Source organism: Zhihengliuella alba, assembly GCF_039538765.1.
Classification (GTDB): Bacteria; Actinomycetota; Actinomycetes; order Actinomycetales; family Micrococcaceae; genus Zhihengliuella; species Zhihengliuella alba.
In genome coordinates this window covers 797,954-824,289 of sequence record NZ_BAABCJ010000002.1, presented here as the reverse complement: position 1 = coordinate 824,289, position 26,336 = coordinate 797,954, and the positions used below count along the sequence as shown (strand labels likewise).

Here is a 26,336-nt window from a genome sequence, read left to right as displayed (position 1 = left end):
GAGCGTCAGCAAAGCCGTCGGAGATGGCCAGCAGGTTAACGGCGGTCGGGCACGAGCGATGGAGCGACCGGAGGCGGCCGTCACGCCCCGATTTTCATCCTAGTGCGCGGTGCCCCGAAAACGCAGGGGTGGTTTCACAAGCCGGCGTTCACGGGGCCCTGCCGCCGCGGAGGCGGCCGATCGCGTCCGGCGTGCCGAGCTCCGGCCGGGCGGTGGGATGCTCCGCGTAGTGGCGCAGAGTCGCCAGCAGCGCGTTGGGGTCGCAGACCAGGTACTGGACCTCGATCGCCTCGTGGCTCGGCTCCTCGTCCAGTCGCGGCCAATGGGTGATGACGATCCTGCTGGGGCCTCGGTCCCCGAGCGGGCGGCGTTCGCCGAGAGCGGTCCGCGGCGGGTCCTCGGTGCGGATGTTCCTGACGTCCTTCCAGAACAGCTCGCGGGTCGCCCGCTGCCCCACGATGACCACCCGGCTGCGGGTGAGGTAGACGCCGGGCGGCTGGTCGGTGGCCTGGCGCAGCATCCGCACGCCCTCGATCAGGAGCAGCAGGCCCACGGCGAGGAGCATCACCGCGGCACCCAGCGGCAGCAGGTCGCGCGCGCGGGCGAAGGTGCTGACGGCCTCCGCGCCGAGGGCGAGCGCGCTGATCAGGGTGACGACGGCGACGCCCACGGTCAGCCCGCCGGTGGGCGCAGAGGCGCGGGTCGATGCGAATCGGGTCGCCGCCCGCGGCCCCGTGGAGGTGATCACGGCGGCGTTCGACGGCGCCACGTCCCGGCCGCCGCGGCGGAACTCCCGGATGATGGACCAGATGGCCGCGAAGCCGAGCGCTGCCAGCGGGATCGCGAGCAGCCACTCCCGGATCCAGGCGGCCCCGACGGCGAACCCGAGCAGCACGGCGACCAGCACGAAAGCGGGCAGCAGGTGGTGCGCCAGCTTCCAGCCGCGGTGCCGCGGTGCCCAGACATCGGTGGTCATGGCATCACCGTACCGCCACGTCAGCAGGCTGGAGGGTGAGCCGTGCGTGCGGGGTCCCGCGAGTGTCGTGGGGGCCAGCGGCCCAAGCGGCCCACGACTGTGGACCGACTGTCGATCAGTTGCCGACGACACATCGACCAGCAGTCGACATGTGATGTCTCATTCGGGGTGAAAGGTTCTCTTGCCGCCAGGAAAGTGATAGAACTCACGTTGACGCGCGGAGGAGATTCGCTCCGCCGCCAGACGTGCAGCCGACCGACGGAAGCGGGATACCCATGGCAGCCGAGACCAGTACACGCCCGAATATCGGGCAGGGGCGCGCGAGGATTCTGAAGCCCGTCTTCATCCCCGCGTCGATCATCATCTTCGCGCTGCTCGCGTTCACCGTCATCTTCAGCCGGTCCGCCGGCGACCAGATCGAGGAGGCGACCACCGCGCTCAACGCGGCGATCTCGGACGGGGTCGGCTGGTGGTACGTGCTCGTCGTGAACGTCTTCCTGATCTTCGCGGTGTACTTCGCGGCGTCGAAGATCGGGCGGATCAGGCTCGGGCGCGACGACGAGCAGCCGGAGTTCGGCATCGCCTCCTGGTTCATGATGCTCTTCAGCGCCGGCATGGGCATCGGCCTGGTGTTCTTCAGCGTCGCCGAGCCGTTGAGCCACTACATCACCCCGCCGTACGGCATCGAGGGCGAGAGCACGGAGGCCACGCAGGGATCGCTCGGCACCGTCATGCTGCACTGGGGGCTCCACCCGTGGGGCATCTACGCGATCGTCGGGCTCGGCCTGGCCTACATGACGTTCCGCCGCGGCCGTCCCCTGGCGGTCCGCTGGCTGCTCGAGCCGCTCCTCGGCCGCCAGCGCGTCGAGGGCTGGATCGGCCACGCGATCGACACGATCGCCGTCGTCGGAACCCTGTTCGGCGTCGCCACCTCCTTCGGCTTCGGCGTCAGCCAAATCGTCGGCGGACTCGAGTTCCTCGGCTGGGCCGAGAACTCGACCTGGCTGATCATCGCGATCATCGGCGGCATCACCCTGATCGCCACCTGGTCCGTGGTCTCCGGCGTCCACAAGGGCCTGAAGTGGCTCTCCAACATCAACATGTCGATCGCCGCCATGCTGGCGCTGGTGGTGTTCATCCTCGGACCCACGATCTTCCTGCTGAAGGCGTTCCCGGAGAACATCGGCAACTACATCAGCATCCTCCCGGAGTCGATGTTCCACGCCGGCCCGTTCTCCGAGGACGGGTGGGAGAAGGCCTGGACCATCTTCTACTGGGGCTGGTGGGTCAGCTGGGCGCCGTTCGTGGGCATGTTCATCGCCCGCATCTCCCGCGGCCGCACCATCCGCGAGTTCATCGTGGGCGTCCTGCTCGCCCCGACGGTGGCCAGCCTCGTCTGGTTCACGATCTTCGGCGACACCGCCATCAAGTTCCAGCGCGAGGGAACCGTGGACATGCTCGTCGACGGGGCCGTGAGCAGCACGACGGCGCTCTTCCAGTTCCTCTCCGCGTTCCCGCTGGCCACGGTGCTCAGCGTCGTCGCGATGCTCGTCGTCGTGTTCTTCTTCGTCACCTCGTCCGACTCCGGATCGCTCGTGATCGACATGCTCGCCAGCGGCGGCAGCACCAACACCCCGGTCAGCACCCGCATGTACTGGGCACTGCTCGAGGGGCTCGCGGCAGCGGTGCTGCTGATCGCCGGCGGCAGCGTCGCCCTGACGGCCCTGCAGACGCTCTCGATCGCCACGGCCGCGCCCTTCTCGATCATCATGGTCCTGACCTGCGTCTCGCTCCTCCGGGCCTTCCGGCACGACGTGGCGAACATGCCCAACTACATGCAGGTCATCCCGGCGCACGAGAACGGCTCGCCGCCCGAGCAGACCGCCGAGGGGCCGGTCGACCAGAACGGCCACCCGTTCCGGGGCATCGGCGGCACGTCCGCAGCGCTGTCCGGCTTCGCGGTCGGCCCGCGCACCGCCGCGGAGGAAGCGGCGGCGCACGAGCCGCAGATCATCAGCTTCCGCCACGTCGAGCCGGGGGCCACCTCGGTGGATCCCGAGACCGGCGCCATCCAGGTCCTCTCCGAGCCGAAGGACCCGCTGGCCGGCGAGGTGTTCGACACCCCGGAGTTCGAGTCCTCCCAGGAGTACCTCGACCAGGGCGGGGTGCCCCTGCACGACGAAGCCGAAGCCGAGGACGAGCCGGGCGCGGGCGGATCGCGCGGCCGGCACGCCGACGCCGACCCCACGGAGGCCGGGCGGTAGACCGCGCCCCCGACGGGCCGCACGGCGCCCGCGGACCGCTGGAACCCCGGCGGACCGCGGGCGCCGTCGTCCGTTAACCTCTCCGTCGCGTCGGCGACCACCGCGCGTCGCCCGGGCCGGGCAGGCTGTCCCGGTGGGCAGACTGTTCGTGGCGATCGGCGACTCCTTCACCGAGGGCGTGGGGGACTGGGACACCCGCCTGCCGAACGGCGTGCGGGGCTGGGCGGACCGCGTGGCCAAGCAGCTCTCCAAGGCGGACCCGTCCTGGCGCTACGCCAACCTGGCGATCCGCAGCCGGCGCCTCGGCCGGATCGTCGAGGAGCAGGTGGAGCCCGCCCTCGCCATGCGGCCCGACGTCATCTCCTTCTACGCCGGCGGCAACGACATCCTCGAGCTGCGCAAGGACATGGGGAGGCTCCTGGACGACTACACGGACGCCGTCGAACGGCTCTGCGCCTCCGGCGCGCAGGTCCTGCTCTTCACGGGATTCGACGTCCCGCTGCATCCCCTGCTGGAGCCCTTCAAGCGGCGCAACTGGGTGTTCAACGCGCGCGTCCGCGAGCTGGCGGCCCGCCACCCCAACGCCCTGCTCGTGGACTACTGGACGTGGGACGTCTACAACGACCGGCGCATGTGGGACACCGACAAGCTGCACATGAACCGTGCCGGCCACCGCTACATGGCCATCCAGATCCTGAACCTCCTCGGCGTCCGGCACCAGCTCGAGTTCGAGCCGTTCGGGCCCCACGAGCGCCTCGGGCCGGTCCAGCTGGCCAGCCGCGAGTTCGAGTGGATGCGGGAGTGGGTCCTGCCGATGTTCGGCCGGCGCCTGCGCGGCATCACCCTGGGGGACCGGCTGGAGCCGCGCTGGCCGGAGCCGATCCGCCCCGCGGACGGGCTGAAGAAGCTCTACCGCAAGCGGGTGGAGCGGCAGCGGGCCTCCTCCGGAACGCGCGCCTGATCAGGGACGGCATACGATATTGGCACTATGGAAACGCACGCTGCCCCCTCCAGCGTCCCGGACGCGCTCGCCGAGCCCACGGTTCCGGTCGGCGCGCGCTGGATCGCGGGGGTCGTGCTGGTCAACCTCGGCATCAACGCGGTCCTCTACGCGCCGCTGAACGTCCTCCTCGGCCTCCAGGCGACCGCGATCGACCCCGCCGCGAAGGAGGGGATGCTCTCGCTCGTCTCGGCGTTCGGGGCGGCCGTGGCACTCGTCGCGAACCCGCTGACCGGGGCGCTCTCGGACCGCACCACCAGCCGGTTCGGGCGCCGGTCGCCGTGGGTGCTCGGCGGCGCCGCGGTGGCGGTGGCCGCGTTGCTGTTCCTCGCCTCCGCGTCGACGCTCACGGGGACTGCGGCGCTGCTCGCCCTGGTGGTCGGGTGGTGCTGCGTGCAGCTGGGCGTGAACTCGGCCTACTCCACCATCGCTGCGACCGTCCCGGACCGGACACCGGTGAGCCAGCGAGCATCGGTGGGCGGGCTGGGCGCCATGGGCCAGACCGTCGGCATCCTCTGCGGGGCGGTGATCGGGTTCGTCATCGGCGGGGACATCGGCCTCGGCTACGGGCTCTGCGCGGCGGTCATGGCCCTGAGCGTGATCCCGTACTTGACCCATCGGGACGATCCGGTGCTGCCGGTCGCGGCGCGGCAGCCCTTCCGGTTCGGCGCCTTCCTGCGCGGTTTCTGGATCAGCCCGCGCCGGCACCCCGACTTCGCCTGGGCGTGGATCACCCGGTTCCTGATGTTCATGGGGAACCAGATGACGATCGTCTACCTGCTGTTCTTCCTCACGGACGTCATCCGCCATCCCGACCCGGCCGGCGGGGTGCTGGTCCTGACCGGCCTCTACTCGGTGATGGTCCTGCTCAGCGCGGTCGCGGCCGGGCGGATGAGCGACGCGACCGGCGGGCGGCGCCGGATCTTCGTGGCGGGCTCCTCCGGCCTGATCGGCGTGGCCACGCTGATCCTCGCGTTCTTCCCGGTCTGGCCGGCGGCGATGCTCGGAGCCGCCGTCCTCGGGGTGGGGTTCGGCGCGTACCTCGCCGTCGACTTCGCCCTGCTGACCCAGGTCCTCCCGTCGGCGAGCGACCGCGGCAAGGACCTCGGCGTGGTCAACATCGCCGCCACGCTCCCGCAGGTCTTCGCGCCGGCCGCGGCCTGGCTGGCCGTGACGATGCTCGGCGGGTACACCACCATGTTCCTCATCGCCGCGGTCCTGTGCGCACTGGGCGCCGTGCTGGTCTACCGCATCAAGTCCGTTCCCTGATTCCGGGCCGATCCCGCGCCGCCGCTGCCGCTCCTGCCGCCCGCCCGGTCCCAACGGACGGTCAGCTCGCCGTAAGGAAGCTCCACCCTCGCCGTCAGCTGGCGGGCGTAGTGTCGCGCTGAGGCAGCCGACGGAGACGGACGGCCGCAGACCGACGACGCCCTCCGGGGCGCAGCACGGAGAACGCACGGAAAGGGGCCCGACATGGCCGACAGGGACGAGCGCAGCACGGCGGACGGAGGCCGGACCGGCCGGGACGACGAGCCGCAGACCACGCGGCTCCCGGCCGGCTCCGGACGCAGCCCGGAGCACCGCCGCGAGGACCAGCCCGCGGGATACGACCCGTACAACGACGACGTCCAGAACGATGCCACCGTCGGCGGCGAGCCCACCGACAAGGACGGCACGACGAAGAGCAGCCACCTGAGGAGCGACGTGGACAGCGACCACCGGCAGGACGGCGACCGCGCCGAGAACGGGCGGACGGACGGCGAGAGCCGCCCCGCCGCCACGGAACCACCCGCCACGACGACGGCGGCGCCCGTCGTCGTGACCGACTCCCGGCGCACGTCGGCGGCGACCGTGCAGGTCGGCAAACCCCTCAAGCCGGCCGCCGGCATGATGGGTGCCGGGCTGGCGCTGCTGCTGCTCGGCATGGTCCTGGCCCTGGTCCCGCCGGTGCTGGTGAACATGTTGATGCCGATGATGGGCGCCGCTGGCGGCGGCCCGGCCATGCAGATCGTCATGGCCGTCATGGTCGCCGGCTACGTGGCCGTGTTCATCGGCCTCATCCTGGTGGCCATCGCCATCGTCCGGCTCGTCCGCGTGGCGGACCTCAGGGCGCGCCAGGCCAACGCCGAGGCGGACGTCGTCCGCTGACGCCGCCTGCTGGCCGACGGCCTCCGGTGGTGACGCCGGGCGCCTGCGCCGCATGATCGAGAGGCCGCCGCCTCCGGGACATCCCCGGAGGCGGCGGCCTCTCCTGCGCGCCGGCACCGCGGGCCGGGCTCCCGGCCGTGCGCCCCGATTCCCCGGGGCGGACGGCCGGTGGGGCGTCTCGTCAGGCGAGGACGTCCGCGGTGGAGACGAAGTCGACGCCGAACTCGTCGGCGACGGACTTGAAGGTCACCTGCCCGGCATGGACGTTCAGGCCGTTGGCCAGCCCGGCGTCCTCGCGCAGCGCCTGCTTCCAGCCCTTGTTCGCGATGCGGAGCGCGTACGGCAGGGTCGCGTTGGTCAGGGCGGCCGTGGAGGTCTGCGGGACGGCGCCGGGCATGTTCGCGACGCAGTAGTAGACGGCGTCGTGCACGGTGAACGTGGGGTCGGCGTGCGTGGTGGGGCGCGAGCCCTCGAAGCAGCCGCCCTGGTCGATCGCGATGTCCACGAGCACGGAGCCCGGGCGCATGGCGGCGACCATGTCCTTCGTGACGAGCTTCGGCGCCGCGGCGCCCGGGATCAGCACGGAGCCGATCACCAGGTCGGCGGCGGCGACCTGCTCGGCGATGGTCAGCTTGTTGGAGGCGAGCGTCTTGATGCGGCCGCCGAAGGCCTCGTCGATCTCCTTCAGGCGGGGGAGGCTGATGTCGATGATGGTGACATCGGCGCCCATGCCCGAGGCGATGCGGGCCGCGTGCGTGCCGGCGACGCCGCCGCCGATCACCACGACCTTGGCCGACCGGGTCCCCGGCACGCCGCCCATGAGGACGCCGGCCCCGCCGTTCGGCTGCTGCAGCTGCACGGCGCCGATCTGGGCGGCCAGACGGCCGGCGACCTCGGACATCGGCGCCAGCAGGGGCAGGCCGCGCCCGGCCGTGACGGTCTCGTAGGCGATGGCGGTGGTGCCGGACTTGACGAGGGCGTCCGTGCACGCGCGGGAGGCGGCCAGGTGCAGGTAGGTGAAGAGGATCTGGCCGTCCCGCATGCGGTGGTACTCGTCCGCGATCGGTTCCTTGACCTTCAGGATCATGTCCGCCTCGCCCCACACGGCGTCGGCGGACGGGGCGATGCGCGCGCCGGCGGCCTCGTAGTCGGCATCCGTGCTGCCGGAGCCCACGCCCGCGCCGGTCTCGACCACGACGTCGTGGCCGTGGTGCACGAACTCGGTGACTCCGGCCGGGGTGATGGCGACGCGGAACTCGTTGTTCTTGATTTCCTGGGGGACACCGATCAACATGGTGCGGCTCCGAATCTACGAGGGGTGGGCTGGATGCTGCCCGGGGAACAGACCACCAGATTAGGGAAAACTACGGCTCTTGCGCGTTCCTGCCGCAGAACTTTCGGTAGGATCGAGCAAGCTGACAATTTCTCACAGTGGGGACGGTGCGTGGTGCCGAACACAGCGAATAATCTGCAGGGCGGTCCCGTCAAGCTCGACGACCTCGACCGCCGGCTCCTGCACATGCTCGCCGAGAACTCGCGCCGGACCAACAACTCGATGGCGCAGGAGCTCGGGATCGCCCCCTCGACCTGCCTGGCGCGCCTGAACGCGCTGCGCGACGCCGGCGTGGTCCGCCGCTTCACCATCGACATCGACCCGGAGGCGATCGGCCACTCGCTCGAGGCGCTGATCTTCGTCCGGATCCGGCCCGGCGCGCGCCACCTGATGCAGGAATTCCAGGACCAGATCCGCGGCAAGCCCGGGGTGACGCAGCTCTTCTTCCTCGGTGGCACGGACGACTTCCTCATCCACGTGGCGGTCCGGGACTCCAACGACGTCCGGCAGTTCGTGCTGGACCACCTCTCCGCCAACCCGGCCGTCGCGTCGACGCAGACGTCGATCGTGTTCGAGCACGTGCCGGGCACCGCGCCCTGGGTCTAGGCGCGGGCCGGAATACGCGCAGAAATCAGCACTAAAAGATCCGCGGAATCGGGCGTACCGTGAAAGCACAGTGACCCACGCCACACGCGGGAGAGGCCCGCAGGGTCCGGAAACCGGGAGGGAACATCATGACCATCACGGTCCCGGTGGCCGACTGCACGGTCACCAACTGCTCTTTCAACGACCACTCCAACTGCCACGCCGCCGGCATCACCATCGGCGGGCACACCGAGCACGCCGAGTGCGCCACGTTCGTGGACATCGGCGCGCATGGCGGCCTGCCCAAGATGGTCGCCTCCATCGGCGCCTGCCAGCGGGCCGAGTGCGTCCACAACGACGACCTGCTGTGCACCGCCGAGGCGGTCCACGTGGGGCCCGGCGCGGACAACGCCGACTGCCTCACCTACCAGCAGCGCTGACCGCGGTTCACCGCTCCTCTGCGGTCCGGTACCCGCCGGGGACTTCGACGATCGCGAGCGTGCACCGGGAGACGCAGACCAGCTTCCCGTCCTCGTCCGTGATCCGGATGTCCCAGACCTGGGAGCGCCGCCCGCGACTGAGCGGGGTCGCGCTTCCGTGGACCCAGGTGCCGGGCAGTCCGGGGCGCACGTGGTTGGCGTTGATCTCCTGGCCCACCACGTGGAACCGCTCGCGGTCCACGGTCAGGTAGCCGCCCCACGAGGCGAGGGTCTCCGCGAAGGCCACGGAGGCCCCGCCGTGCAGGACGCCGGCCGGCTGCGTGGTGCGGTGGTCCACGGGCATGCGGGCCCGGACGGAGTCCTCCGTCAGCTCGAGGATCTCCATCCCCAGGGTCCCGTTGAGGCAGCCGGCGTGCATCGCGTTGAGCTGCTCCACCGTCAGATCGCCGAACCAGATGCTCATCCCAGGGCTCCCGCCGTCGTCGTCACCGGCCGCGGACGCGGCCGCCTGCCACGATCCTAGCCACCGGCCGGCGCCGGGCCCGCTGCGCGACCGAGGCTGAGCCGATGCCGACCCGCCGCGTTGCCGACGTGGACCCGCTGCGGAGCCGTATCGCGCTTGTCAGGCCTGCCAGGTCTGCAGGCGTCCGCACATGCCCCAGAGCCGGGGCTCGGGCTGTGGGTCGCCCCGGAACACGGTGGCGTCGCCGAGGCGACCGGGGTCCCCGTCCGCCAGTGCGTCGAGCTGCCGACGCGTCGCCTCGACTTCCGCCTCGACGTTCTCCGCCCAGATGCGCCGCCACTGGTCGATTCGCGGTCGCACGAGCGCGGCGGCCTGCCGGTGGAGCCGGTCGAGCGCGGCGGCCCCGTCCCGGCGCACCGCTTGGAGCAGGTCGTCGTACCCCTCCAGGGCCAGCTCCCGCCGGGCCCGGGCTGCGTCCGCCCGCTCGTCCTCCTGGTCGGGGAGGGCCGCGGCGGCACGGTACGCCTCGGGGTCGGCCAGGACCCGCTCCGGGAACGTCATGACGGCGTCGCCGGCCTCCGGCAGACCGGCGTTCTGCATCACCACGGCCAGGTGCAGGCCGCCGTGGTTGACCAGCCGGTGGACGGTCCCGGGGGTGAACCAGAGGAGCGATCCGGCCTCCAGCGGGTCGCGCGCCTCGCCGGCGGCGCTCACGGTGTGGACCTCGCCCCGGCCGCCGACCACCACGTAGGCCTCGGCCGAGGCGGTGTGCAGGTGCGGGGTCCCGCCCGGGCATCCGTCGGCGGACGCGAAGTCGTACACCCTCAGGTCGGAGACCGACGTGCCCCCGGGGAACTGCGGCAGGCTGCGGTTCACAACGCGAACTCCTGTCCGAGGGCCGCCAGCTCGGCGTCGTCCAGGACGCGGGCGACGAAGACGTAGCGGTGGTTCAGCGTCAGCGTGCCGCGGTGCGGCAGGTGGATCTCCTCGTAGAAGGCCGGCGAGGGGCTGACGACCGCGAAGACGCCTGTGCGCACGAACCAGCGGATCGGCGGGAGCTCCAGCGTCCGGCCCTCGTGCTCGGCGGCCGAGGAGCCGGCGAACGCCAGGATGGTGCCGCCGCCGTCGATTCCGTCGTGCTCGCTGCTCAGGGCGATCCAGTCCGCCACCGTGCCCATGACGGCCTCGTCCCCCTCGAGTCCTGTCGCGGAGCGCACCCGGGCGCCGGTCCAGGACCGGGGCCCCCGCCAGAACCAGCCCGTGTACCCGGCCTGCTCGCGGCCGGCGGTGGTGGGGCTGCCCATCGGGAGGGTCTCGCCGGAAACGTTCGTGAGCGTGGTGGTCAGGTCCACGGACCAGATCCCGCGCTCGGTGTCGAGCGAGTGCACCCGGTGGATGCGGTGCTCGTCGAACCAGTGCTGGCCGCGGGAGTCGATCCATTCGAGGGTCTCGTCGAAGACGGCCTCCCGGCCGTCTGCGGGCTGTTCGGCGAAGCCCTGGTGGACCATCCGGCCCAGATTGTCTTTCTGCTCGTAGCCGGCCTCACGGGAGAATGTCGGTCCGCCCCAGAAGTTCTGGTCCGCCACGTGCGACCACGTGAACTGCAGGCCGGTGTGCCAGCGGTGGTCCCACGGGCGGCGCACCGCGGCCTCGCCGCCGTCGAGGAAGCGCAGGGGGTACAGGTAGGGCTTGGGGGCCTCCTCGGGTGCGGTGTTGGGGCGGACCACGTAGCGGAGGATCTCGACGCCGTCGGCCGTCACTGCGACGTCCGTCTCGGTGGCGGCGACGGTGAAGTCGGCGGCCGCGGCGCCGGGGGCGGCGCCGTCAGCGGTGCGGGGGTCGGTCGTTGCGAGTGCTTCAGCCACGGGAGGTCTCCAGGATCGTGTCATCGGGCAGGTGGGCGGCGTCGGCGCCGGTGGGTGCGGCGGTGGGTGCGGCGGCGGCGGCGGCCTCGGCGGCAGGGTCGGGCGGGCCTCCGGGCCGGTCATCGCGGGCCTGCGGCGAGTCCGCCGTGGGGTAGGCGACGGCGGGGTCGTGCATGCCGGTGTAGTAGGGCCCGGAGGCGGTCAGGTCGCTGCGGCGCACCGGGCGCCCGGTCTCCGCCGACTGGTACAGCGCGGCGATGAACTCCAGGGTGCGGCGCCCGTCGGCCCCGGAGGCGCGCGGCCGCTCGCCGCGGTCCATCGAGTCGAGCAGCTCGCCGAGCTGGGCGGCGTGGGAGCTGGCCGTGCTGGCCTGCGGCAGCCAGGCGTCGCGCTGGTCCTCGGGCAGGTGCGGGCTGGGCGTGTAGCGCCAGTGGTCGTTGGTGTAGCCGTACAGGTGCTCGACTTCGACGGTCCCGTTGGTGAAGTCGAAGCGCAGGTAGCTGGTCTCCCGGGGCGCGAGCACCGTGTTGACGATGCTGCCGAGGGCGCCGGACTCGAAGCGCACGATCGCCAGCGAGGTGTCCTCGGTCTCGACGGTGCGGTCCTGCGCGTCGGCGACGGCGGTGACCTCCGTCCACTCGCCCATCAGGTCCAGGTACAGGTCCATCTGGTGGATGCCGTGCCCCATCGCGGGGCCCCCGCCCTCCGTGGCCCACTTCCCGCGCCACGGGACGTCGTAGTAGTCGTGGCCGCGGTACCAGAGGGTGTGGCAGACGGAGACCAGGGGCCGGCCGACCCGGCCCGAGGACATCTGGTCGCGGAGGTGCTGGGCCGCGGAGCCAAACCGGTGCTGGACCACGTAGCTCGCGTAGGGCCCGCCCTCGCGTTCGAGGCGAGCGACGTCGTCGTACTCCTCGAGGGAGAGCATGGGCGGCTTCTCGCACCAGACCCAGGCGCCCGCGGCGAGGCCGGCGACGACGGCGGAGCGGTGCGCGCCCGGGGGAGTGCAGACGATGAGGAGGTCCGGGCGGGTGGCCGCCAGGAGTTCCTCGGCGCTCGGGAAGTGGGCGGGGATGCCGTGCTCGGCGGCGGTGCTGGCGGCGCGTGCGGGATCGAGGTCGGCGATGCCGACGACGGCGGCGCGCTGCCGTCCCGCCTGCTCGTTGACGGCGCGGAGGGCGGGCAGATGGGCACCGGTGGCGATGCCGCCGGCACCGACGATGCCCACGCGCACGGTGGATCGGGTGGATCCGGACATGGGGACGACTCCTGGGTCGAGGATCGGGTGTGCTCGGGTTGGATTCGAACGCATCGATTCGAACCGACGCGTTCGGTCGGAGGGGGGACCGCGTCATTTTGTGATCGATCACTATTCGACGACGAGGAGGTGCGCTTTCCTTCGCGGCGAATGGGGGTGGCCCCGCGCACTGAGGCGGGATGCGCCAAAGTGATCGATCACAATATGATGTGATGCAGACTAGCGATGGCCGAATCGGGAAGTCAATAGTCCCCCAGACGAAACCCCTGCGACGAGAGGCAGTGCCATGACCCAGCAGTCGGAACAGGCCGACGGCGAGTCGGCGGCCCCCGCGGCGCCGACCCGCCGGCCGACGGTGAAGCAGGTCGCGGCTCACGCCGGTGTGTCCCACCAGACCGTCTCCCGCTATCTCCGCGGCGACCAGGGGATGAAGCCGGCGACGATCGCCCGGATCGAGCAGGCCGTCCGCGAGCTGGACTACCGCCCCGACCTGGTGGCGCGGTCCATGCGGACCGGGCGGACCCGGGTCCTGGCCGTCCTGCTGCCCTCCCCGGTGCAGGCGCTGCCCACCCCGACGCTGGCCGCGGCCGCGGAAGTGGCCCACCAGGCGGGCTACTTCATGGAGGTCGCGGTCGTGGACGGCGGAACGCCGGAGCGGGTGGAGCGGGCACGCGACCTGCTCGGTTCCGGCCGCGTGGACGGAGTCCTCTCCATGGGTGCCCTGCCCGGGCTGGAGGAGCGCCCGCGCACCCCCGAGGCGGCGGCCCTGGTGGTCCACCCGCAGTTCGACGATCGACTCCGCGGGCTCGGCGCGCTGGCGGACGGTTCCGTCGTGGCCGAGGCCGTGGAGCATCTCGCGGGCCTGGGGCATCGCGACTTCCTGCACATCGCCGGACCCGAGGAGTGGGCGTCGGCCCGCTCGCGCCGCCGGGTCTACGAGGAGGCCGTGGCCCGGCTGGGCCTGACGTCCCACGGGGTGGTCTCCCCGGGGGCCGAGTGGGACGCCTGGGGCCCGCGGTCCGGGTACGACGCCGTGGCCGCGCTGCCGCTGGACAGTCCCGTCACGGCGGTGATCGCCGCCAACGACAACGTCGCGCTCGGCGCCATCCGCGCCGCGGGTGAGCGGGGCTGGGCCGTCCCCGGCCGGCTGAGCGTCGTCGGCTGGGACGACGCGGAGTTCGGCCGCTACGCCACGCCCACGCTCTCCACCGTGGCGGTGGACCGGTCGGCCCAGGGCCGCTATGCGATGCGCCGGCTGATCTCGCTGGTGGCGGGGGAGGAGCCGGTGGACGCCCCGGAGCAGCTGAACCGGCTGGTCCTCCGCGAGAGCACCGGGCCGGCCCCGGCCCGACCCGGCCGTCCGCGGACCATTGACACGTGACTCAGGTCACTCTACTGTGTGGATCGCGCTTTCCTTCGTGGCATCACCTTCCTGCCGCCGCACTCCGCGTGCCGCGGCGAGACCAGAGGAGCATTCGATGCCGCAGACCACCCGACCATCACGCCGTCGTGCACCCCGGCCCGGAACCGGACGGTTCCTCAAGGCCGCAGCGGTGCTCTCCACCGCCGCCCTCGCCCTCACCGCCTGCGGCGGGGACGCCGCGGGCGGAGACGACGGCACAGCCACCCTGCGCTTCGTCTGGTGGGGCTCCGACGCCCGCCACCAGGCCACGCAGGAGATGATCGACGTCTTCGAGGAACAGAACCCGGACATCGACATCGTGCCCGAGTTCGTGGACTGGTCCGGCTACTGGGACCGCCTCGCCACCCAGACCGCCGCCGGCGACGCGCCGGACGTCATGCAGATGGACCTCATGTACATCCGCGAGTACGCCGAGAACGGCGTCCTGCTGGACCTGTCCGACGTCGACATGTCCCAGATCCCCGAGGACCTGCGCCAGAGCGGGCAGACCGAGGAGGGCACCTGGGGCATCCCGCACGGCCTGACCGCGCTGTCCATCGCCGCGAATAAGGACCTCTTCGCGGAGGCGGGCATCGAGCTGCCGGACGACGCCACCTGGACCTGGGAGGACCTCAAGGCCAAGGCGCTGGAGTTCGAGGAGAAGACCGACCACTACGGTCTGACCAGCCTGACGGCCACCATGACCCTGGAGCTCTGGCTCCGGCAGCACGGCCAGCAGTTCCTGACCGAGGACGGCCAGCTGGGCTGGGAACCGGAGGACGCCGTCAGCTACTTCGAGATGTACAAGGACCTGGCCGACTCCGGTGCCCTGCCCGAGACGTCGGTGATCGCGGAGGACCAGCTGCCCTCCCTGGACCAGACGTTGACGGCCAAAAACCAGACGGCGATGGCTCCGTGGTGGAGCACCCAGCTGACGGCGATCTCCGGTGCGTCCGGATCCGAGTTCGTTCCGCTGCGCCTGCCCAGCGTGACCGGCAGCGCCGAGGACGCCGAGCTCTGGTACAAGACGTCCATGTTCTTCTCCGCCTCCTCCAAGACGGAGCATCCGGAGGAGGCGAAGAAGTTCATCGACTTCCTCGTGAACTCCAAGGAGGCCGCCGAGCTGGCCATGACCGAGCGCGGGATGCTGGCCAACCAGGAGGCCCGCGACCACATCTACCCGATGCTCAGCGACCAGGAGAAGATCGTCGCGGACTACATCACCGCCATCGAGCCGGAGCTGGGCGACCCGGTCCCGATCCCGCCGCAGGGGATCTCCGACTTCCAGAACCTGAACTTCCGGTACGACCTCGAGGTCCTCTTCGGTCGGCAGACCCCCGAGGAGGCCGCGAAGAACATGCACGCCGAGATGAAGTCGGCCCTCGGCTAGCCATGCGGAAGGCCGATCGGTGCGGCGGGCGGTGCGGGGTCAGCCGCCGTCGGCGAGACCCTGGATGACGTCCAGGGGGATGCCGACCGTCACGGGCCGCCCGTCGACGGTGAGCCCGATGCGGACGACGTCGTCCCTCACCTCGGCGACCGCCTCGCCCGAGACGACTGCCTGGCCCGAGACGACTGCCTGGCCCGGGACGACTGCCTGACCCGGGACGACTGCCTGGCCCGAGGCAACCTCGCCACCGGAGGCGTCCTCGTCGTCCGGGTGGACGGCGGCGAAGCGGACGCGCGTGCCGGGGGCCAGCTGCGCGGCCAGGCGGAGGCTGCGGGGTACCACGACGCCGACCACCGGATAGCCGCCGGTCACGGGCCGATCCGCCAGGAACAGGATCGGCTCGCCGGACGGCGGCACCTGGATCGCCCCCGTGACCAGAGGCTCGCTGGGGAGCTCTGCTCTGCTGGCGGCGTCGGTCCGGCGCAGCGGGCGCTGGGATGCACCGTCGGTAGGCCGGATGCGCAGCCCGACCCGGTTGGACTCCGCCGTGACCTCCCAGAGGAGCTCGGCGAGCCGCTCCAGTTCCGCCGGGTCGAACCAGTCGTCCCGCGGGCCGGGGACGAATTCGAGGGTGACGGCCCCCTGGCCGGCCGCGAGCTGCCGTTCCAGGTCGTCGGACGGCCACGCAGCAGTCTCGGTCGGTGCTCCCGCCGGCTCCGGTCCGCCGGTGTGCGCGCCGGTGTGCTCGGCCCGGGGAGCGTCCCCGATCGGAAGGACGTCCCCGGCCTGCACGGGCCGGGGACCGAGGCCGGAGAGCAGGTCGGTGGACCAGCTGCCTAGCGCCGGGACCCCGTCCCCGGATTCGCACGCCTCCGGGGCGGCGAACCCGCCGCGGGCCGCGATCCAGCTGCGCAGCCCGGTCGCCGCTGCGGGCACCGTCAGCAGCTCGCCGTCGAAGAGGGTCGCGGCCCTCCCGCGCTCCAGCGGGCGCTCGCCGTCGGGCCCGCTGACGATGCCGTCGCTGGCTCCGCCGACGGCGACCCGGTGGTGGCCGCGGGCCCGCAGTGCCAGGCCACCGATGCTCTCCAGGACCGGTGCGCCCGCCGCGTTGCCGAGCACCCTGTTGAGGGCGGCTGCCGTCTCCGGATCCAGCACGCCGGAGGGGGAGACGCCCCACCGCTCCCCGCCGGGCCGGCCGAGGTCCTCGACCAGGGTCTGGAGCCCGGCGTCCTCGACGAGCAGTGCGCGGGCGCCGGTCGAGGTGTGCAGTGCCGAGCGATCCATCGGTGAGCCATCCGCCGGCGTGCCGGGCCGGGCCAGTTCCTCGACGGGCACGAAGCGGACGCGCGCCCCGGCCGCGAGGAGGGCTGGGGCGGGCCGACCGGTGCCGTCCACCCGGTCTGTCCGCCAGAGCGGGGCCGAGGTCGTCCCGATCAGCTGCCAGCCGCCGGGCGAGGCCTGCGGGTAGACGGCGGAGAAGCCGCCCGCGAGCGCGACGGAGCCGGACGGCACCCGTGTCCGGGGCGTCGTGCGCCGGGGGACGGCCAGCAGCCGGTGCAGGTCCGCTGCGGTCCGCGCGTCCGCCGTGTCGGCCTCGGGGACGAGGTACGCGAAACCGGGGGCGAACCCGGGGAAGGCCGCTATCCACTCGACGCCGGAGTGCGCGGCGACGATCCGGTCCGGCTCCAGGCCGGTGAGGCGGGAGATCTCGGCGAGGTCCTCACCGTCGTACACCACTTCGATCCGCACGGCCTCGGGACGGGCGCCCGGGGCGTTGCCCTCGGTGGCCGAGTCGTCGCCGGGGTCGGCGCCGGGGTCGGCATCGAGACCACCGGCACTGGCACCTGCGCTGCCACGGGCACCGGGACTGTCACCGCCGCTGCCGAGGGCGAGCTCGGCGAGGAGCGGCCGCGCCTCCCGGAGCGCGGCGCGCGAGTCGAAGCGGACCAGGAGCGTGCGCGCGCCGGGCACGAGTCCGGCGAGCCCCTCGAGGGCGGCCGGGATCCGGCCACGCAGCCGGACGACGTCGGACGTCGAGTCGAGCTCGATCAGCAGCGCCCGCGCGCCGACGGTCAGGAGGCGCACCATGCGAACCTCCGCAGCTCCACCCCGGCCGACTCCAGGCCGGAGCGCACCCGGCGGGCGATCTCCACGGCGCCGGCCGTGTCGCCGTGGACGCAGATGCTCTCCGCGGACAGCTCGATCTCCGTGCCGTCGACCGCCTCGACCCTCCCCGTGGTCGCCAGCCGCACCATGCGCGCGGCGATCGCCGCCGGGTCGTGGAGGACGGCCCCGGGCTCGCGCCGCGGGACCAGGCGCCCGTCCGGGGTGTAGGCGCGGTCGGCGAAGGCCTCGGTCACCGGGCGCAGCCCGCGCTCCTCGGCCAGCCGCAGCACGGCGGCGCCCGGCAGCCCGAGCACCGGCAGGTCCCCGAACGCCGCGACGGCCTCGACGACCGCTCCGGCGTGCGGCTCGTGCGTCACGATGGCGTTGTAGAGGGCGCCGTGCGGCTTGACGTAGGAGACGCGGGTGCCGGCGGCCCGGGCGAAGGCGTCCAGGGCACCGAGCTGGTAGAGCACGTCGTCCGCGAGCTCGGCCGGCGTGCAGTCGAGGAAGCGGCGGCCGAAGCCCGCCAGATCGCGGTAGGCCACATGGGCGCCGACGGCGACGCCGCGCTCCGCCGCCGTGGCCACCGTGGCACGCATGACGGAGGGGTCGCCGCCATGGAAGCCGCAGGCGATGTTGGCACTGGTGACCAGCGGCAGGATCGCGTCGTCGTCGCCCAGGGTCCAGGCGCCGAAGGACTCGCCGACATCGCAGTTGAGGTCGATGACGCCCGGTTCCGGGCCGGTCGAGGCCATGATGCCGTCCTCCTGTCGCCGTCGTATGGATCACATCCACCCTACTCGCCGAGGGTCTCCGGGCCGGGGGCGGATGCTCTCCGGCGGGCTCCGGCGGACGCGCCTGGGCCAACGTCTCCAGTGACCGCGTGGGACACTGTGCCCATGGAAATGGCCGTCATCGGGACCATCGTCGTGGGTCTCCTCCTGCTCGTCGCCGTGCTCGGCACTGTCTACCCGATCCTTCCCGGGAGCTGGCTGGCGCTGATCGCGCTGCTGGGCTGGGCCTGGCTCCTAGGCTCGCCCGCTGCTTGGACCACGGGCATCATCGGGGCCGCGCTCGTGTCCATCGGCTGGTCCGCCTCCGCAGTCCTCACCGGGCGGAGCCTGAAGCGTCAACGGATCCCGCGCGGCTCGATCGTCGTCGCCCTGGTCGCGGCCGTCGTCGGGATGTTCGTCATCCCCGTGGTGGGGTTGTTCGTCGGCTTCGGCGCCGGACTGCTCGGATCCGAGTACGCACGCCGCCGCGACCTCGGGGCCGCGCTGCGCTCGTCCGGCTCGGCCCTGAAGGCGACCGGCATCGGGATCCTCGTCGAGTTCGGCTGCGCGGCCCTGGCCACATCGGTCTGGGTGATCGGCGTCTTCTGGCACTTCGCCTCCACCTAGGGGCGGAGTCGCCGGTTCCGAGGCCGGTGGTAGATCGGGAGGGGATCGCGCCCGTGGCAACTGGACGACGACAACTGAAGGTTGAGACGTGACGAAGAGGAGATCCATCGCATGAGCCACCACCGGACTTGGCTGAGAATATCTCTCATCGGTGCTGTCATCAGCGGGGCTTTGGCGCTACTGCTCGCAGGTCTGACGTCGATCCTGTTTCAGGAAATTGAGAGCCCGGGAGACGTGACCAACGCGCAAGACTTCGGCTGGCGCGCAGTGGCGCTTGCAGTGTTGTCCGTCGCGCTTTTCACAGTATTTCTTGTCGGCCGCAGCGCGCAGCGTAGGAAGTTCAATAAGACGCAGAAGCACGGCACAGCTCCGTGAAAAGGCAGTAGGCGGGTTCGACGTGACACCAACCGGGACGTGAGCGCGCCCGGTCACAGGGGCCCGTGAATTCGGCGACTTTTCGCCCGGTTCTGCCCTCGGCGAACCTATGATCGCAACGTGACTTCCTTTTTCTCTGCCCGGCCGGACGGCACCCGCGCTCCGCGCACTGCTCCAGCCCGTGCGCACCGGGGGCGGATTCCGCGCAGCCGGTTCGTCTCCGCAGAGGCCGCCCGCCGCGATCCCCGCCACGGCGTGGCCGTCGACGTCCTGCTGGCGCGCCACGGGGAGCGTGCGGTGGGCTTCTACCGCAGCCGCGATTTCGACGTGACCGTCGCGTTGCTCGACGACGGCTCCACGGACCACGCACCCAACGCTCTGCTGGCCCCGGCGCAGCGGCGTGCCCTGGCCGCCGGCGACGACGAGATCCGCATCCCCGGCCGCGCGCCGCTCGCGGCCCCGGGCGCGAACGACGGCGGTGCGCGCCACGGCGGCGCCACCCGGCTGGCCGAGGCGACCGGGACGGCTGAGCCCGGTCGCGAGGTAGAAGGTGGACTCGACGGCGAATCCGCAGCCGACCAGCCGGACAGGAGCGGCGTGGTGGCGCCGTTGACGGACGGCGGCGGACCGGCGACGTCGATCGAGCGCCCGATTCGCGGTGGGGGCGATCTCGGCGGCGACCAGGGGCCCGTGCGGCGCGAGGAGGTGCGGTTCCTGCTGAAGCTGACCGGCGTGTGGATGGCGGCCAGCGCGGCGCTGATGGCCGGCGTGTACTGGTGGGCGGTCACCGTCTCCGATGTTCCGCTCGAGGACCTGACGGTCGGTTTCTAGCGGTCCTGCTCGTCGGCGAGGAGGCCGCGCGTCCGGAACGGGATGAGTTGGCGCAGGAACATCGTGGTGGACGTGCGCTCGATGCCCGGGCAGAGCCGGATCTGCTCCGACACCCGGTAGAGGTGGTCGCTGTCGCGGGCGACGATCCGGATCCGCAGGTCCGTGTCGCCTGCTGGGGCCAGGCACTCCAGGACCTCCGGGATCTCGGCGAGGGCCGCGACGGCGTCGTCCAGCCTGGACTGCTCCACCTGCGCGTCGACGGACGCCGAGACCGGGTGACCGAGCGCTGCGGGGGTGACCCGGATGCTGTTCTCGAGCAGGACCCCGGCGGCGGCGAGCTTCTCCAGGCGGGACTGGACCGTGCCTCGGGCGAGGCCGAGCTGCTGGGAGAGCATGAGCGTGGGAACGCGAGGATCCTCGTCGAGCGCCAGCAGGATGCGCTTGTCCGTGGCGTCGAGTTGGTAGCGCTGCGATGACATGGGGTTCCTCGTCCGGATAGGGATGTGCTCTAACGGTAGGCGCTGGCGCGCGAGGCGCTCAAAGTGTTGCGTCGCATGCACGTTCGGGGCGGTCGTGACCGCTCTCCCTCCACAGGCGGAGGCCGGGGATGGATGGGAGCGTTTGATGGCTGTAAATTCGTGTGTATGCGATTCATGCGACTCGAAGACGTGGCCGAGGAGCTCAACGTCAACATGCCCGTGGTCCGAGGGCTGGTGCGCTCCGGCGAGCTGCCGGCCATCCAGATCGGCGGACGCGGCCTGTGGCGCGTCGAGCGCTCCGAGTTCGAGGCGTACGTGGAGCGCCAGTATGCCGCGTCCCGCGAGGCCGCGGAGAAGCACAAGTCGGAGCAGCCCGCCGAGTAGGGGCGCGCGACGTGGGCGTCGCCGCGGGTCCGACGCGAGAATTTGGGCCGAGGCCGGTTCCGGGGCTAATCTAGCTTTCGTCCGACTCGCAGCAGTCGGCATGGGGCTTTAGCTCAGTTGGTAGAGCGTTTCGTTCGCAATGAAAAGGTCAGGGGTTCGATTCCCCTAAGCTCCACATCTGGACTCCGTCGGCATCCCGCGCACAGCAGGAGGCCGGCGGAGTCTTTTTAGTGGGCTCAATCGATGCTGTCGCGCAGGCCCGGTGCATGGTTTGCTACGGGTATGACTGACGACGCAACTGCGCACGGTGCCGACCGCGAACTCGGAGAGACGCGCCGGCCGACCGACCTGCTTCCGGATGTCTCGCCCACCTCCGTCGCCGACCTGGTCGACGTCGACCGCGTCATGGATCCGGGGATCGGCCCCCTCTGGCCGGGCATGCCGCGCGTGACCGGCCCCGCCTACGCGGTGCGCTGCGTCCCCGGCGACAACCTCATGATGCACGCCGCGATCTACCGTGCGGAGCCGGGATCCGTGATCGTCGTCGACTCCGGCGGATCGCCGCTCGCCGTCGCCGGCGGCAATGTCTGCGCGGTCGCCCAGCGCCGCGGCATCGCGGCCTTCGTCGTCGACGGCACCATCCGCGACCTCCAGGAGGTCCGCGACGCGGAGTTCCCGGTCTTCGCCCGCGGCGTGTTCCCGAAACCCGGCACCAAGCAGGGCGTCCTCCCGTCCGGTGAGGCCACCGTCGGCGGGGTCCGGGTGCGCACCGGCGACGTCGTCGTGGCCGACGAGGAGGGCATCGTGGTGGTCGAGGCGCACCGGGCGGCCGAGCTGCTCGGCGCCGCGGTCGAGCGCGACGCCGGCGAGGAGTCCCAGAGCCTCGGCGACTGGGAGGCGGCGCACCGCCGGAAGATCGAGGCCGGCCTCGCCGCCGGCGGTGACACGGCCGGGCTGCCTGACTAGGCCCGCGCGTTCGCGCCCCTCGGACCCGAGCCGCTAGGCAGCGAATCGCTACGCAGCGATTTGCTGCGCCGCGGAGGGAGGACCGAGAAGCATCTCAACCTCATGGATTCGCTGGGCGGTCGCGTCTCCATCTACCTGCAGACGCCCGGGGAGCCCGAGCGCGTCGACGGCCTCCCACGCCGCGTGGTCGAGGTCCTGGACGCCGCATCGGCCGTCGTGGTCGATCTCGCGCCGCACGCGCTGCCGGTCCTCGCGGCCGCGCGCGAGCGCGGACGCGACGCCTGGGTGGACCTGCACGACTACGACGGCGACAGCGACTTCCACCGACCGTGGTTGGAGCAGGGCACGCACGTCTTCCTCAGCTCGGACGGGCTGCCCGCGTGGCGGGACTTCCTCCGTGCCCGAGTCGACGCCGGCGCCCGGCTGGCCGTGTGCACGCACGGTGCGGAGGGCGCCACGGCGCTCACGCCCGAGGACGGCTTCCTGGAGGTCGAGGCGGTTCCGGTGGACGACGTCGTCGACACCAACGGTGCCGGCGACGGTTTCTTCGCCGCCTTCCTGGACGCTCACCTGCGGGGAGCCCAGACCGAGGAGGCCCTCCGCGCCGCGGCCGGGCATGCGGCCCGGGTGGTGCGCAGCCGCGACCTGGCCCCGTCCTGACGCGCGCTACTGCCCCGTCCTGACGCGCCCTACCGCCACGTCCTGCTCGTCGAGTCCTATTCGGCGAGCAGGAGCACCTCGGTCGCCTCACCGTGCGTGCAGCGATCCGGGATGCCCGCGGTGTCCTCGAGTGCCACGGCCTCGGCGGAGAAGTCGAACTGCTTGCCGACCTCCACCGTGCCGAGCCCGGAGGTGGTCACCGACGGCTGGCCGTCGCGCAGCACGAACTCGGCGTCCTCGGGGAAGAGCAGAAGCTGCGGCTCCGCGTTGTCCACCACGGCGAAACAGCCACCGGGGCCCGTGATCAGGCGGCCCGACGCGTCGTCGCCGTTCTGGGCCGCCTCGGCCGTCGTCAGTCCGATGGGTCCGTCGCCGATGGCCTCGACATCGATCCGGCGGTCCGCCCCGTCGGCATCCGACCCGGACTCGGACCCGGGCGCCGGCGCGTCGGTCGTTCCCTCCGTCCCGGCGGCCGTGGGGGCCGTGGCGGCCGAGTCGTCGCCGGTGCCGTTCTGCCCGCCGTCGCCCGGTCCGCAGGCCGCGAGGCCCAGCAGCAGCGTGGCGGCCACGAGGGCCAGGGGGCGTCGGTCGAACTTCTTCACGGGTCCTCCTCGTCAGTGAGCGGCCGTCGGCCGGCCGCCTGTGCGGCCGCTCCCGCTGACCGCTCTTTGCGTCGCGTCTCTGCGTCCGAGCATCAGTAGAACATTTTTGGAACGCCGGATCAGAATCGAGGGCCACGACCCACGGGTGGGGCACCGCTAGTCTGGCCGCATGCCGGTTCCCGACTTCGTCCTGCGCCTCCGCGAGCACATCGGACACGATCCGCTCTGGCTGATCGGTGTCACCGCCGTCGTCCTCCGCGAGAGCGAGGTACTCCTGGTCCGACGATCGGACACCGGGGTGTGGACGCCCGTCACCGGCATTGTCGACCCGGGCGAGCATCCCGCCGTCGCGGCCGTCCGCGAGGTGGAGGAGGAGGCAGCGGTCCGCTGCGACGTCGTCGGGCTCGCAGCCGTCGGCGTCTCCCCGGAGGTGGTCCACGTCAACGGCGACCGCGCGCAGTACCTCGACCACACCTTCCTCTGCCGCCATCTCGGGGGAGAGCCCCGTCCGGCCGACGACGAGTCCACCGCAGCGGGCTGGTTCCCGCTCGACGGGCTCCCCGAGATGCCGGAGCGGATGTGCGAGCGCATCCGCACCGCCGTCGAGTACGACGGCGCCGCGCGCCTCATCGCCGATCGCCCCGTCTGAGTCGGCTTCACGCGGCTCGACCGACCGTGTGGCATCGCCTACACTCCCGCCTCTTATCTTGACTATTTCAAGAGACAGGGCAGACTGTTACCCGTGACTGAAACGGTGGATCTCGAGCGAGTGCTCCGCGACGCGTCCCTGCGGGTGACGCGACCGCGCCGCGCCGTGCTCTCCGCCGTCGCCGGGAATCCGCATGCCGACACGGACACGATCATCGACGCGGTCCGGCAGGATCACCCCGCCGTCTCCCACCAGGCGGTCTACGACTCGCTGCGGCTCCTGACCCGGCTCGGGGCCATCCGGCGCATCCAGCCGCACGGGCACAACGCCCGCTACGAGGCCCGCGTCGGCGACAACCACCACCACGTGGTGTGCCGCTCGTGCGGCAACATCGCCGACGTGGACTGCGCCGTCGGGGAGGCCCCCTGCCTGGCGCCGTCCCACCACCACGGTTTCGAGATCGACGAGGCGGAGGTCCTCTACTGGGGCGTCTGCCCGTCCTGCAAGGACCTCGCCGAGGCCTGATTCAGGCCCACACGCCGCTAGTCCCGCGCCTATGGCTGCCGACCAGGTGGGTATCGACGATCCCGATGGCCTCCATGAGCGCGAACATCGTGGTGGGCCCGACGAAAGTGAACCCCCGCTTCTTCAGGGCCTTCGACAGGGCGACCGACTCCTCCGAGCGGGACGGGACCTCGAGCCATGTGGTGGGCTCCGGCGTCGCCTCCGGCCGGAAGGACCACACGAACTCCGCCAAGCCGCCGTCGGCCCGGAGCGCGACCGTGGCCCGGGCGTTGGCGACGGCCGCCTCGATCTTCCGACGGTTCCGGACGATGCGCTCATCCTGCATGAGGCGTTCGACGTCGTCGTCGCCGAACGCGGCCACCGCGTCCGGATCGAAGCCCGCGAAGGCCTCGCGGAATGCCGGCCGCTTGCGCAGGATCGTCGCCCACGAGAGCCCGGACTGGAAGGCCTCGAGCGTCAACCGCTCGTACACGCCCTGCTCGTCGCGGACCGGCAGTCCCCACTCCGCGTCGTAGTACTCGCGCAGGAGGGGATCGCGCGATGCCCAGACCGGGCGGGCCAGGCCGTCCTCTCCGATGACGAGGCCGGTCTCGGCCGGAGCCGGACCGGTCCGGAGGGCGCCGTCGGCGGCGTCTTGTTCGGTGGCGTCGGGCATCGTTCCTCCACGGTCGTCGCGATCTGGGGCGGTCCTGCTCCATCTTGCCACCGGGCTGGCCCGCCCGGACCGACTCGCTGGACGTGCTGTGGATAACACCAATCGTCGACACATCCACCTGCCAAACCCGTGTGGCGTGCGAGACAATGGGGAAGAAGCAGCGCCATCGCCGGGTTGAATACTCCGTAGCTCCATTCGTTGCACACCGCTCACCACCGTAGAAAGTATCGATGCAGACTCATGCCACGCCGCAGACGGCCACGTCGCTCCTGACCGGACGCCGACTGCTCGTTGCCGTCATCGCCCTCGCCATGGGCGGCTTCGGCATCGGCGCCACCGAATTCACGATCATGGGCCTCCTCCAGGAGGGCGCGGTGGACCTCGGCGTCGCCAACGAGGACATGGGTCTGCTCATTACGGCTTACGCGCTGGGCGTGGTGGTCGGCGCTCCGACGCTGACGGCACTGGGCGCCCGCGTGCCCAAGAAGACCATGGTCCTGTGGTTGATGGGGTTCTTCACCATCGCGAACGTGTCCTCGTTCTTCGCGCCGACCTACGAGGTCATGGTCCTCAGCCGCTTCCTCTCCGGGCTCCCGCACGGGGCGTACTTCGGGCTCGCCGCGCTCCTGGCGGCCACGCTGGTCCCGCCCACGATGCGCGGACGGGCCATCGCGTGGATCTTCCTCGGGCTCGCCGCGGCCAACGTCGTCGGCGTCCCGGTGTTCACGTGGGTCGGCCAGTGGCTCGGATGGCGCTCGATGTTCGTGGCGGTGGGCATCATCGGCGTCCTGACCTGGATCCTGATCAAGGCCAACGTGCCGTTCAGGCCCTCGCATGCCGAGGCCAGCATCCGCGCCGAGCTCTCGGCGCTCAAGAGCGGCGGCGTCTGGCTCGCCATGCTCACCGGCATCGTGGGCTTCGGCGGCTTCTTCGCCGTCTACTCGTACATCAGCCCGATCCTGACCGACGTGACGGGACTGCCGATCACGGTGGTGCCCATCGTGCTGGGCCTCTACGGCCTCGGCATGGTCGCGGGCAACCTGGTCGGCGGCCGTCTGGCGGACTGGTCGGTCTTCGGCAGCCTCTACATCTCGCTGGGGTCAATGGCGATCGTCATGACGACGTTCGGCCTGGTGTCGCCGATCCCGTGGCTGGCCATGGTCTTCGTGTTCATCATGGGCGGCGTCGGATCGCTCCTCGCACCCGGTCTGCAGTCGTTGCTCATGGACTCGGCCCCCCGCGCGCAGTCCCTCGCATCGTCGCTGAACCACTCGTCCCTCAACGTCGCGAACGCACTCGGCGCAGCCTTGGGCGCGGAGGTCATCCGGGCGGGCCTCGGCTACCAGGCCCCCGCCTTCGCGGGCACCATCCTCGCGCTCATGGGGCTGGCGCTCGCCCTGTTCGCCGGCTGGCTCCACCGCCGCCGCACGCCCGAGGCGCCCACCGCGGCACCGTCGGTGCCCGCAGTCGACGCGTCCGCGTAGGGCACGCCGTCGGTCTAGCCCGCGCAGGGCACGCCGTCGCTTCAGTCCGTGCGCGACGGCGGGGCAGCCCAGGCGCCGACCGTAGCCCGGGTCGGC

General features: G+C 71.7%; 28 protein-coding genes and 1 tRNA gene. 18 read left to right on the top strand and 11 right to left on the bottom strand.

Annotated features, from left to right (window positions below; translation table 11 throughout):
• Nucleotides 1-148: 148 nt before the first annotated feature.
• Nucleotides 149-976 (bottom strand): hypothetical protein, encoded by an 828-nt coding sequence (locus tag ABD784_RS09460; RefSeq protein ID WP_344883346.1) that lies wholly within the window; start codon nt 974-976, stop codon nt 149-151.
• Between the two features lie 275 nt (nt 977-1,251).
• Here ABD784_RS09460 and ABD784_RS09455 point away from each other — a divergent pair, with 275 nt between their 5' ends.
• From ABD784_RS09455 to ABD784_RS09440, 4 genes are all read left to right on the top strand, one after another.
• A complete protein-coding gene (locus ABD784_RS09455; protein ID WP_344883343.1) occupies nt 1,252-3,240 on the top strand; it encodes a BCCT family transporter in 1,989 nt (662 codons plus the stop codon).
• Nucleotides 3,241-3,373: 133 nt separating this feature from the next.
• Nucleotides 3,374-4,201, top strand: a complete 828-nt coding sequence (locus ABD784_RS09450) for an SGNH/GDSL hydrolase family protein (protein ID WP_344883340.1) — start codon at nt 3,374-3,376, stop codon at nt 4,199-4,201.
• A 27-nt stretch (nt 4,202-4,228) separates the two neighbouring features.
• Nucleotides 4,229-5,509, top strand: coding sequence for an MFS transporter (locus ABD784_RS09445; RefSeq protein ID WP_344883337.1), 1,281 nt, complete (start codon nt 4,229-4,231; stop codon nt 5,507-5,509).
• Between the two features lie 204 nt (nt 5,510-5,713).
• The gene (locus tag ABD784_RS09440; protein WP_344883334.1) at nt 5,714-6,388 is read left to right on the top strand and encodes a hypothetical protein; all 675 of its coding nucleotides are present in this window, start codon (nt 5,714-5,716) and stop codon (nt 6,386-6,388) included.
• A 181-nt stretch (nt 6,389-6,569) separates the two neighbouring features.
• Here ABD784_RS09440 and ald read toward each other — a convergent pair whose 3' ends face one another.
• Entirely contained in the window at nt 6,570-7,682 is a 1,113-nt protein-coding gene (gene ald / locus ABD784_RS09435; RefSeq protein ID WP_344883331.1) for an alanine dehydrogenase, read from the bottom strand.
• Nucleotides 7,683-7,832: 150 nt separating this feature from the next.
• On the opposite strand from ald, the gene ABD784_RS09430 reads away from it, so the two are divergent.
• Nucleotides 7,833-8,327, top strand: a complete 495-nt coding sequence (locus ABD784_RS09430; protein ID WP_344883328.1) for an Lrp/AsnC family transcriptional regulator — start codon at nt 7,833-7,835, stop codon at nt 8,325-8,327.
• Nucleotides 8,328-8,461: 134 nt separating this feature from the next.
• On the top strand, nt 8,462-8,746 hold the full coding sequence (locus tag ABD784_RS09425) for a DUF1540 domain-containing protein (RefSeq protein WP_344883527.1): 285 nt from the start codon (nt 8,462-8,464) through the stop codon (nt 8,744-8,746).
• 7 nt (nt 8,747-8,753) lie between these two features.
• Here ABD784_RS09425 and ABD784_RS09420 read toward each other — a convergent pair whose 3' ends face one another.
• From ABD784_RS09420 to ABD784_RS09405, 4 genes are all read right to left on the bottom strand, one after another.
• Entirely contained in the window at nt 8,754-9,209 is a 456-nt protein-coding gene (locus tag ABD784_RS09420; protein WP_344883325.1) for a PaaI family thioesterase, read from the bottom strand.
• Between the two features lie 159 nt (nt 9,210-9,368).
• The gene (locus ABD784_RS09415; protein ID WP_344883323.1) at nt 9,369-10,085 is read right to left on the bottom strand and encodes a cupin domain-containing protein; all 717 of its coding nucleotides are present in this window, start codon (nt 10,083-10,085) and stop codon (nt 9,369-9,371) included.
• Nucleotides 10,082-11,074 carry a DUF6807 domain-containing protein gene (locus ABD784_RS09410; protein WP_344883320.1) on the bottom strand — a complete coding sequence of 331 codons (993 nt, stop codon included), beginning with the start codon at nt 11,072-11,074 and terminating at the stop codon, nt 10,082-10,084. Before ABD784_RS09410 ends, ABD784_RS09415 begins: the two co-directional genes overlap by 4 nt.
• Nucleotides 11,067-12,332, bottom strand: a complete 1,266-nt coding sequence (locus ABD784_RS09405; protein ID WP_344883317.1) for a Gfo/Idh/MocA family protein — start codon at nt 12,330-12,332, stop codon at nt 11,067-11,069. The genes ABD784_RS09410 and ABD784_RS09405 overlap by 8 nt, the downstream gene beginning before the upstream one ends.
• A gap of 286 nt (nt 12,333-12,618) precedes the next feature.
• Here ABD784_RS09405 and ABD784_RS09400 point away from each other — a divergent pair, with 286 nt between their 5' ends.
• The gene (locus ABD784_RS09400; protein ID WP_344883315.1) at nt 12,619-13,713 is read left to right on the top strand and encodes a LacI family DNA-binding transcriptional regulator; all 1,095 of its coding nucleotides are present in this window, start codon (nt 12,619-12,621) and stop codon (nt 13,711-13,713) included.
• A 97-nt stretch (nt 13,714-13,810) separates the two neighbouring features.
• On the top strand, nt 13,811-15,124 hold the full coding sequence (locus ABD784_RS09395; RefSeq protein WP_344883312.1) for an ABC transporter substrate-binding protein: 1,314 nt from the start codon (nt 13,811-13,813) through the stop codon (nt 15,122-15,124).
• A gap of 39 nt (nt 15,125-15,163) precedes the next feature.
• On the opposite strand, the gene ABD784_RS09390 is transcribed toward ABD784_RS09395, so the two are convergent.
• Together ABD784_RS09390 and ABD784_RS09385 are read right to left on the bottom strand one after the other, a co-directional pair.
• On the bottom strand, nt 15,164-17,212 hold the full coding sequence (locus ABD784_RS09390) for a 5-oxoprolinase subunit B/C family protein (protein ID WP_344883309.1): 2,049 nt from the start codon (nt 17,210-17,212) through the stop codon (nt 15,164-15,166).
• On the bottom strand, nt 17,197-17,985 hold the full coding sequence (locus ABD784_RS09385) for a LamB/YcsF family protein (RefSeq protein WP_344883306.1): 789 nt from the start codon (nt 17,983-17,985) through the stop codon (nt 17,197-17,199). Before ABD784_RS09385 ends, ABD784_RS09390 begins: the two co-directional genes overlap by 16 nt.
• A 144-nt stretch (nt 17,986-18,129) precedes the next feature.
• Between ABD784_RS09385 and ABD784_RS09380 the strand changes: the two genes are divergently transcribed.
• The 3 genes from ABD784_RS09380 (at nt 18,130) to ABD784_RS09370 (ending at nt 19,836) form a co-directional block, all read left to right on the top strand.
• On the top strand, nt 18,130-18,630 hold the full coding sequence (locus ABD784_RS09380; RefSeq protein WP_344883303.1) for a DUF456 domain-containing protein: 501 nt from the start codon (nt 18,130-18,132) through the stop codon (nt 18,628-18,630).
• Between the two features lie 111 nt (nt 18,631-18,741).
• On the top strand, nt 18,742-19,005 hold the full coding sequence (locus ABD784_RS09375; protein ID WP_344883300.1) for a hypothetical protein: 264 nt from the start codon (nt 18,742-18,744) through the stop codon (nt 19,003-19,005).
• A gap of 120 nt (nt 19,006-19,125) precedes the next feature.
• Entirely contained in the window at nt 19,126-19,836 is a 711-nt protein-coding gene (locus ABD784_RS09370; RefSeq protein ID WP_344883297.1) for a hypothetical protein, read from the top strand.
• On the opposite strand, the gene ABD784_RS09365 is transcribed toward ABD784_RS09370, so the two are convergent.
• The gene (locus ABD784_RS09365; protein WP_344883294.1) at nt 19,833-20,315 is read right to left on the bottom strand and encodes an Lrp/AsnC family transcriptional regulator; all 483 of its coding nucleotides are present in this window, start codon (nt 20,313-20,315) and stop codon (nt 19,833-19,835) included. The two genes, ABD784_RS09370 and ABD784_RS09365, sit on opposite strands and share 4 nt — an antisense overlap.
• 165 nt (nt 20,316-20,480) lie before the next feature.
• Between ABD784_RS09365 and ABD784_RS09360 the strand changes: the two genes are divergently transcribed.
• The 4 genes from ABD784_RS09360 to ABD784_RS09345 all read left to right on the top strand — a co-directional run bounded on the left by ABD784_RS09360 (nt 20,481) and on the right by ABD784_RS09345 (nt 22,325).
• Nucleotides 20,481-20,699, top strand: a complete 219-nt coding sequence (locus tag ABD784_RS09360; RefSeq protein ID WP_375141900.1) for a helix-turn-helix domain-containing protein — start codon at nt 20,481-20,483, stop codon at nt 20,697-20,699.
• A gap of 102 nt (nt 20,700-20,801) precedes the next feature.
• Nucleotides 20,802-20,874, top strand: a tRNA-Ala gene (locus tag ABD784_RS09355).
• A gap of 107 nt (nt 20,875-20,981) precedes the next feature.
• Nucleotides 20,982-21,665 (top strand): RraA family protein, encoded by a 684-nt coding sequence (locus ABD784_RS09350; RefSeq protein WP_344883291.1) that lies wholly within the window; start codon nt 20,982-20,984, stop codon nt 21,663-21,665.
• A gap of 102 nt (nt 21,666-21,767) precedes the next feature.
• Nucleotides 21,768-22,325 carry a carbohydrate kinase family protein gene (locus tag ABD784_RS09345; protein ID WP_344883288.1) on the top strand — a complete coding sequence of 186 codons (558 nt, stop codon included), beginning with the start codon at nt 21,768-21,770 and terminating at the stop codon, nt 22,323-22,325.
• Nucleotides 22,326-22,381: 56 nt separating this feature from the next.
• On the opposite strand, the gene ABD784_RS09340 is transcribed toward ABD784_RS09345, so the two are convergent.
• Nucleotides 22,382-22,927, bottom strand: coding sequence for a hypothetical protein (locus ABD784_RS09340; protein WP_344883285.1), 546 nt, complete (start codon nt 22,925-22,927; stop codon nt 22,382-22,384).
• A 169-nt stretch (nt 22,928-23,096) separates the two neighbouring features.
• On the opposite strand from ABD784_RS09340, the gene ABD784_RS09335 reads away from it, so the two are divergent.
• Nucleotides 23,097-23,576 carry an NUDIX hydrolase gene (locus ABD784_RS09335; RefSeq protein ID WP_344883282.1) on the top strand — a complete coding sequence of 160 codons (480 nt, stop codon included), beginning with the start codon at nt 23,097-23,099 and terminating at the stop codon, nt 23,574-23,576.
• Between the two features lie 93 nt (nt 23,577-23,669).
• Complete coding sequence (locus tag ABD784_RS09330; RefSeq protein WP_344883279.1) at nt 23,670-24,101, top strand: Fur family transcriptional regulator; 432 nt, start codon at nt 23,670-23,672, stop codon at nt 24,099-24,101.
• Nucleotide 24,102: 1 nt separating this feature from the next.
• On the opposite strand, the gene ABD784_RS09325 is transcribed toward ABD784_RS09330, so the two are convergent.
• Nucleotides 24,103-24,756 carry a DNA-3-methyladenine glycosylase I gene (locus ABD784_RS09325; RefSeq protein WP_344883276.1) on the bottom strand — a complete coding sequence of 218 codons (654 nt, stop codon included), beginning with the start codon at nt 24,754-24,756 and terminating at the stop codon, nt 24,103-24,105.
• Between the two features lie 230 nt (nt 24,757-24,986).
• On the opposite strand from ABD784_RS09325, the gene ABD784_RS09320 reads away from it, so the two are divergent.
• Nucleotides 24,987-26,240 (top strand): MFS transporter, encoded by a 1,254-nt coding sequence (locus ABD784_RS09320; protein WP_344883274.1) that lies wholly within the window; start codon nt 24,987-24,989, stop codon nt 26,238-26,240.
• The last annotated feature ends 96 nt before the right edge of the window (nt 26,241-26,336 follow it).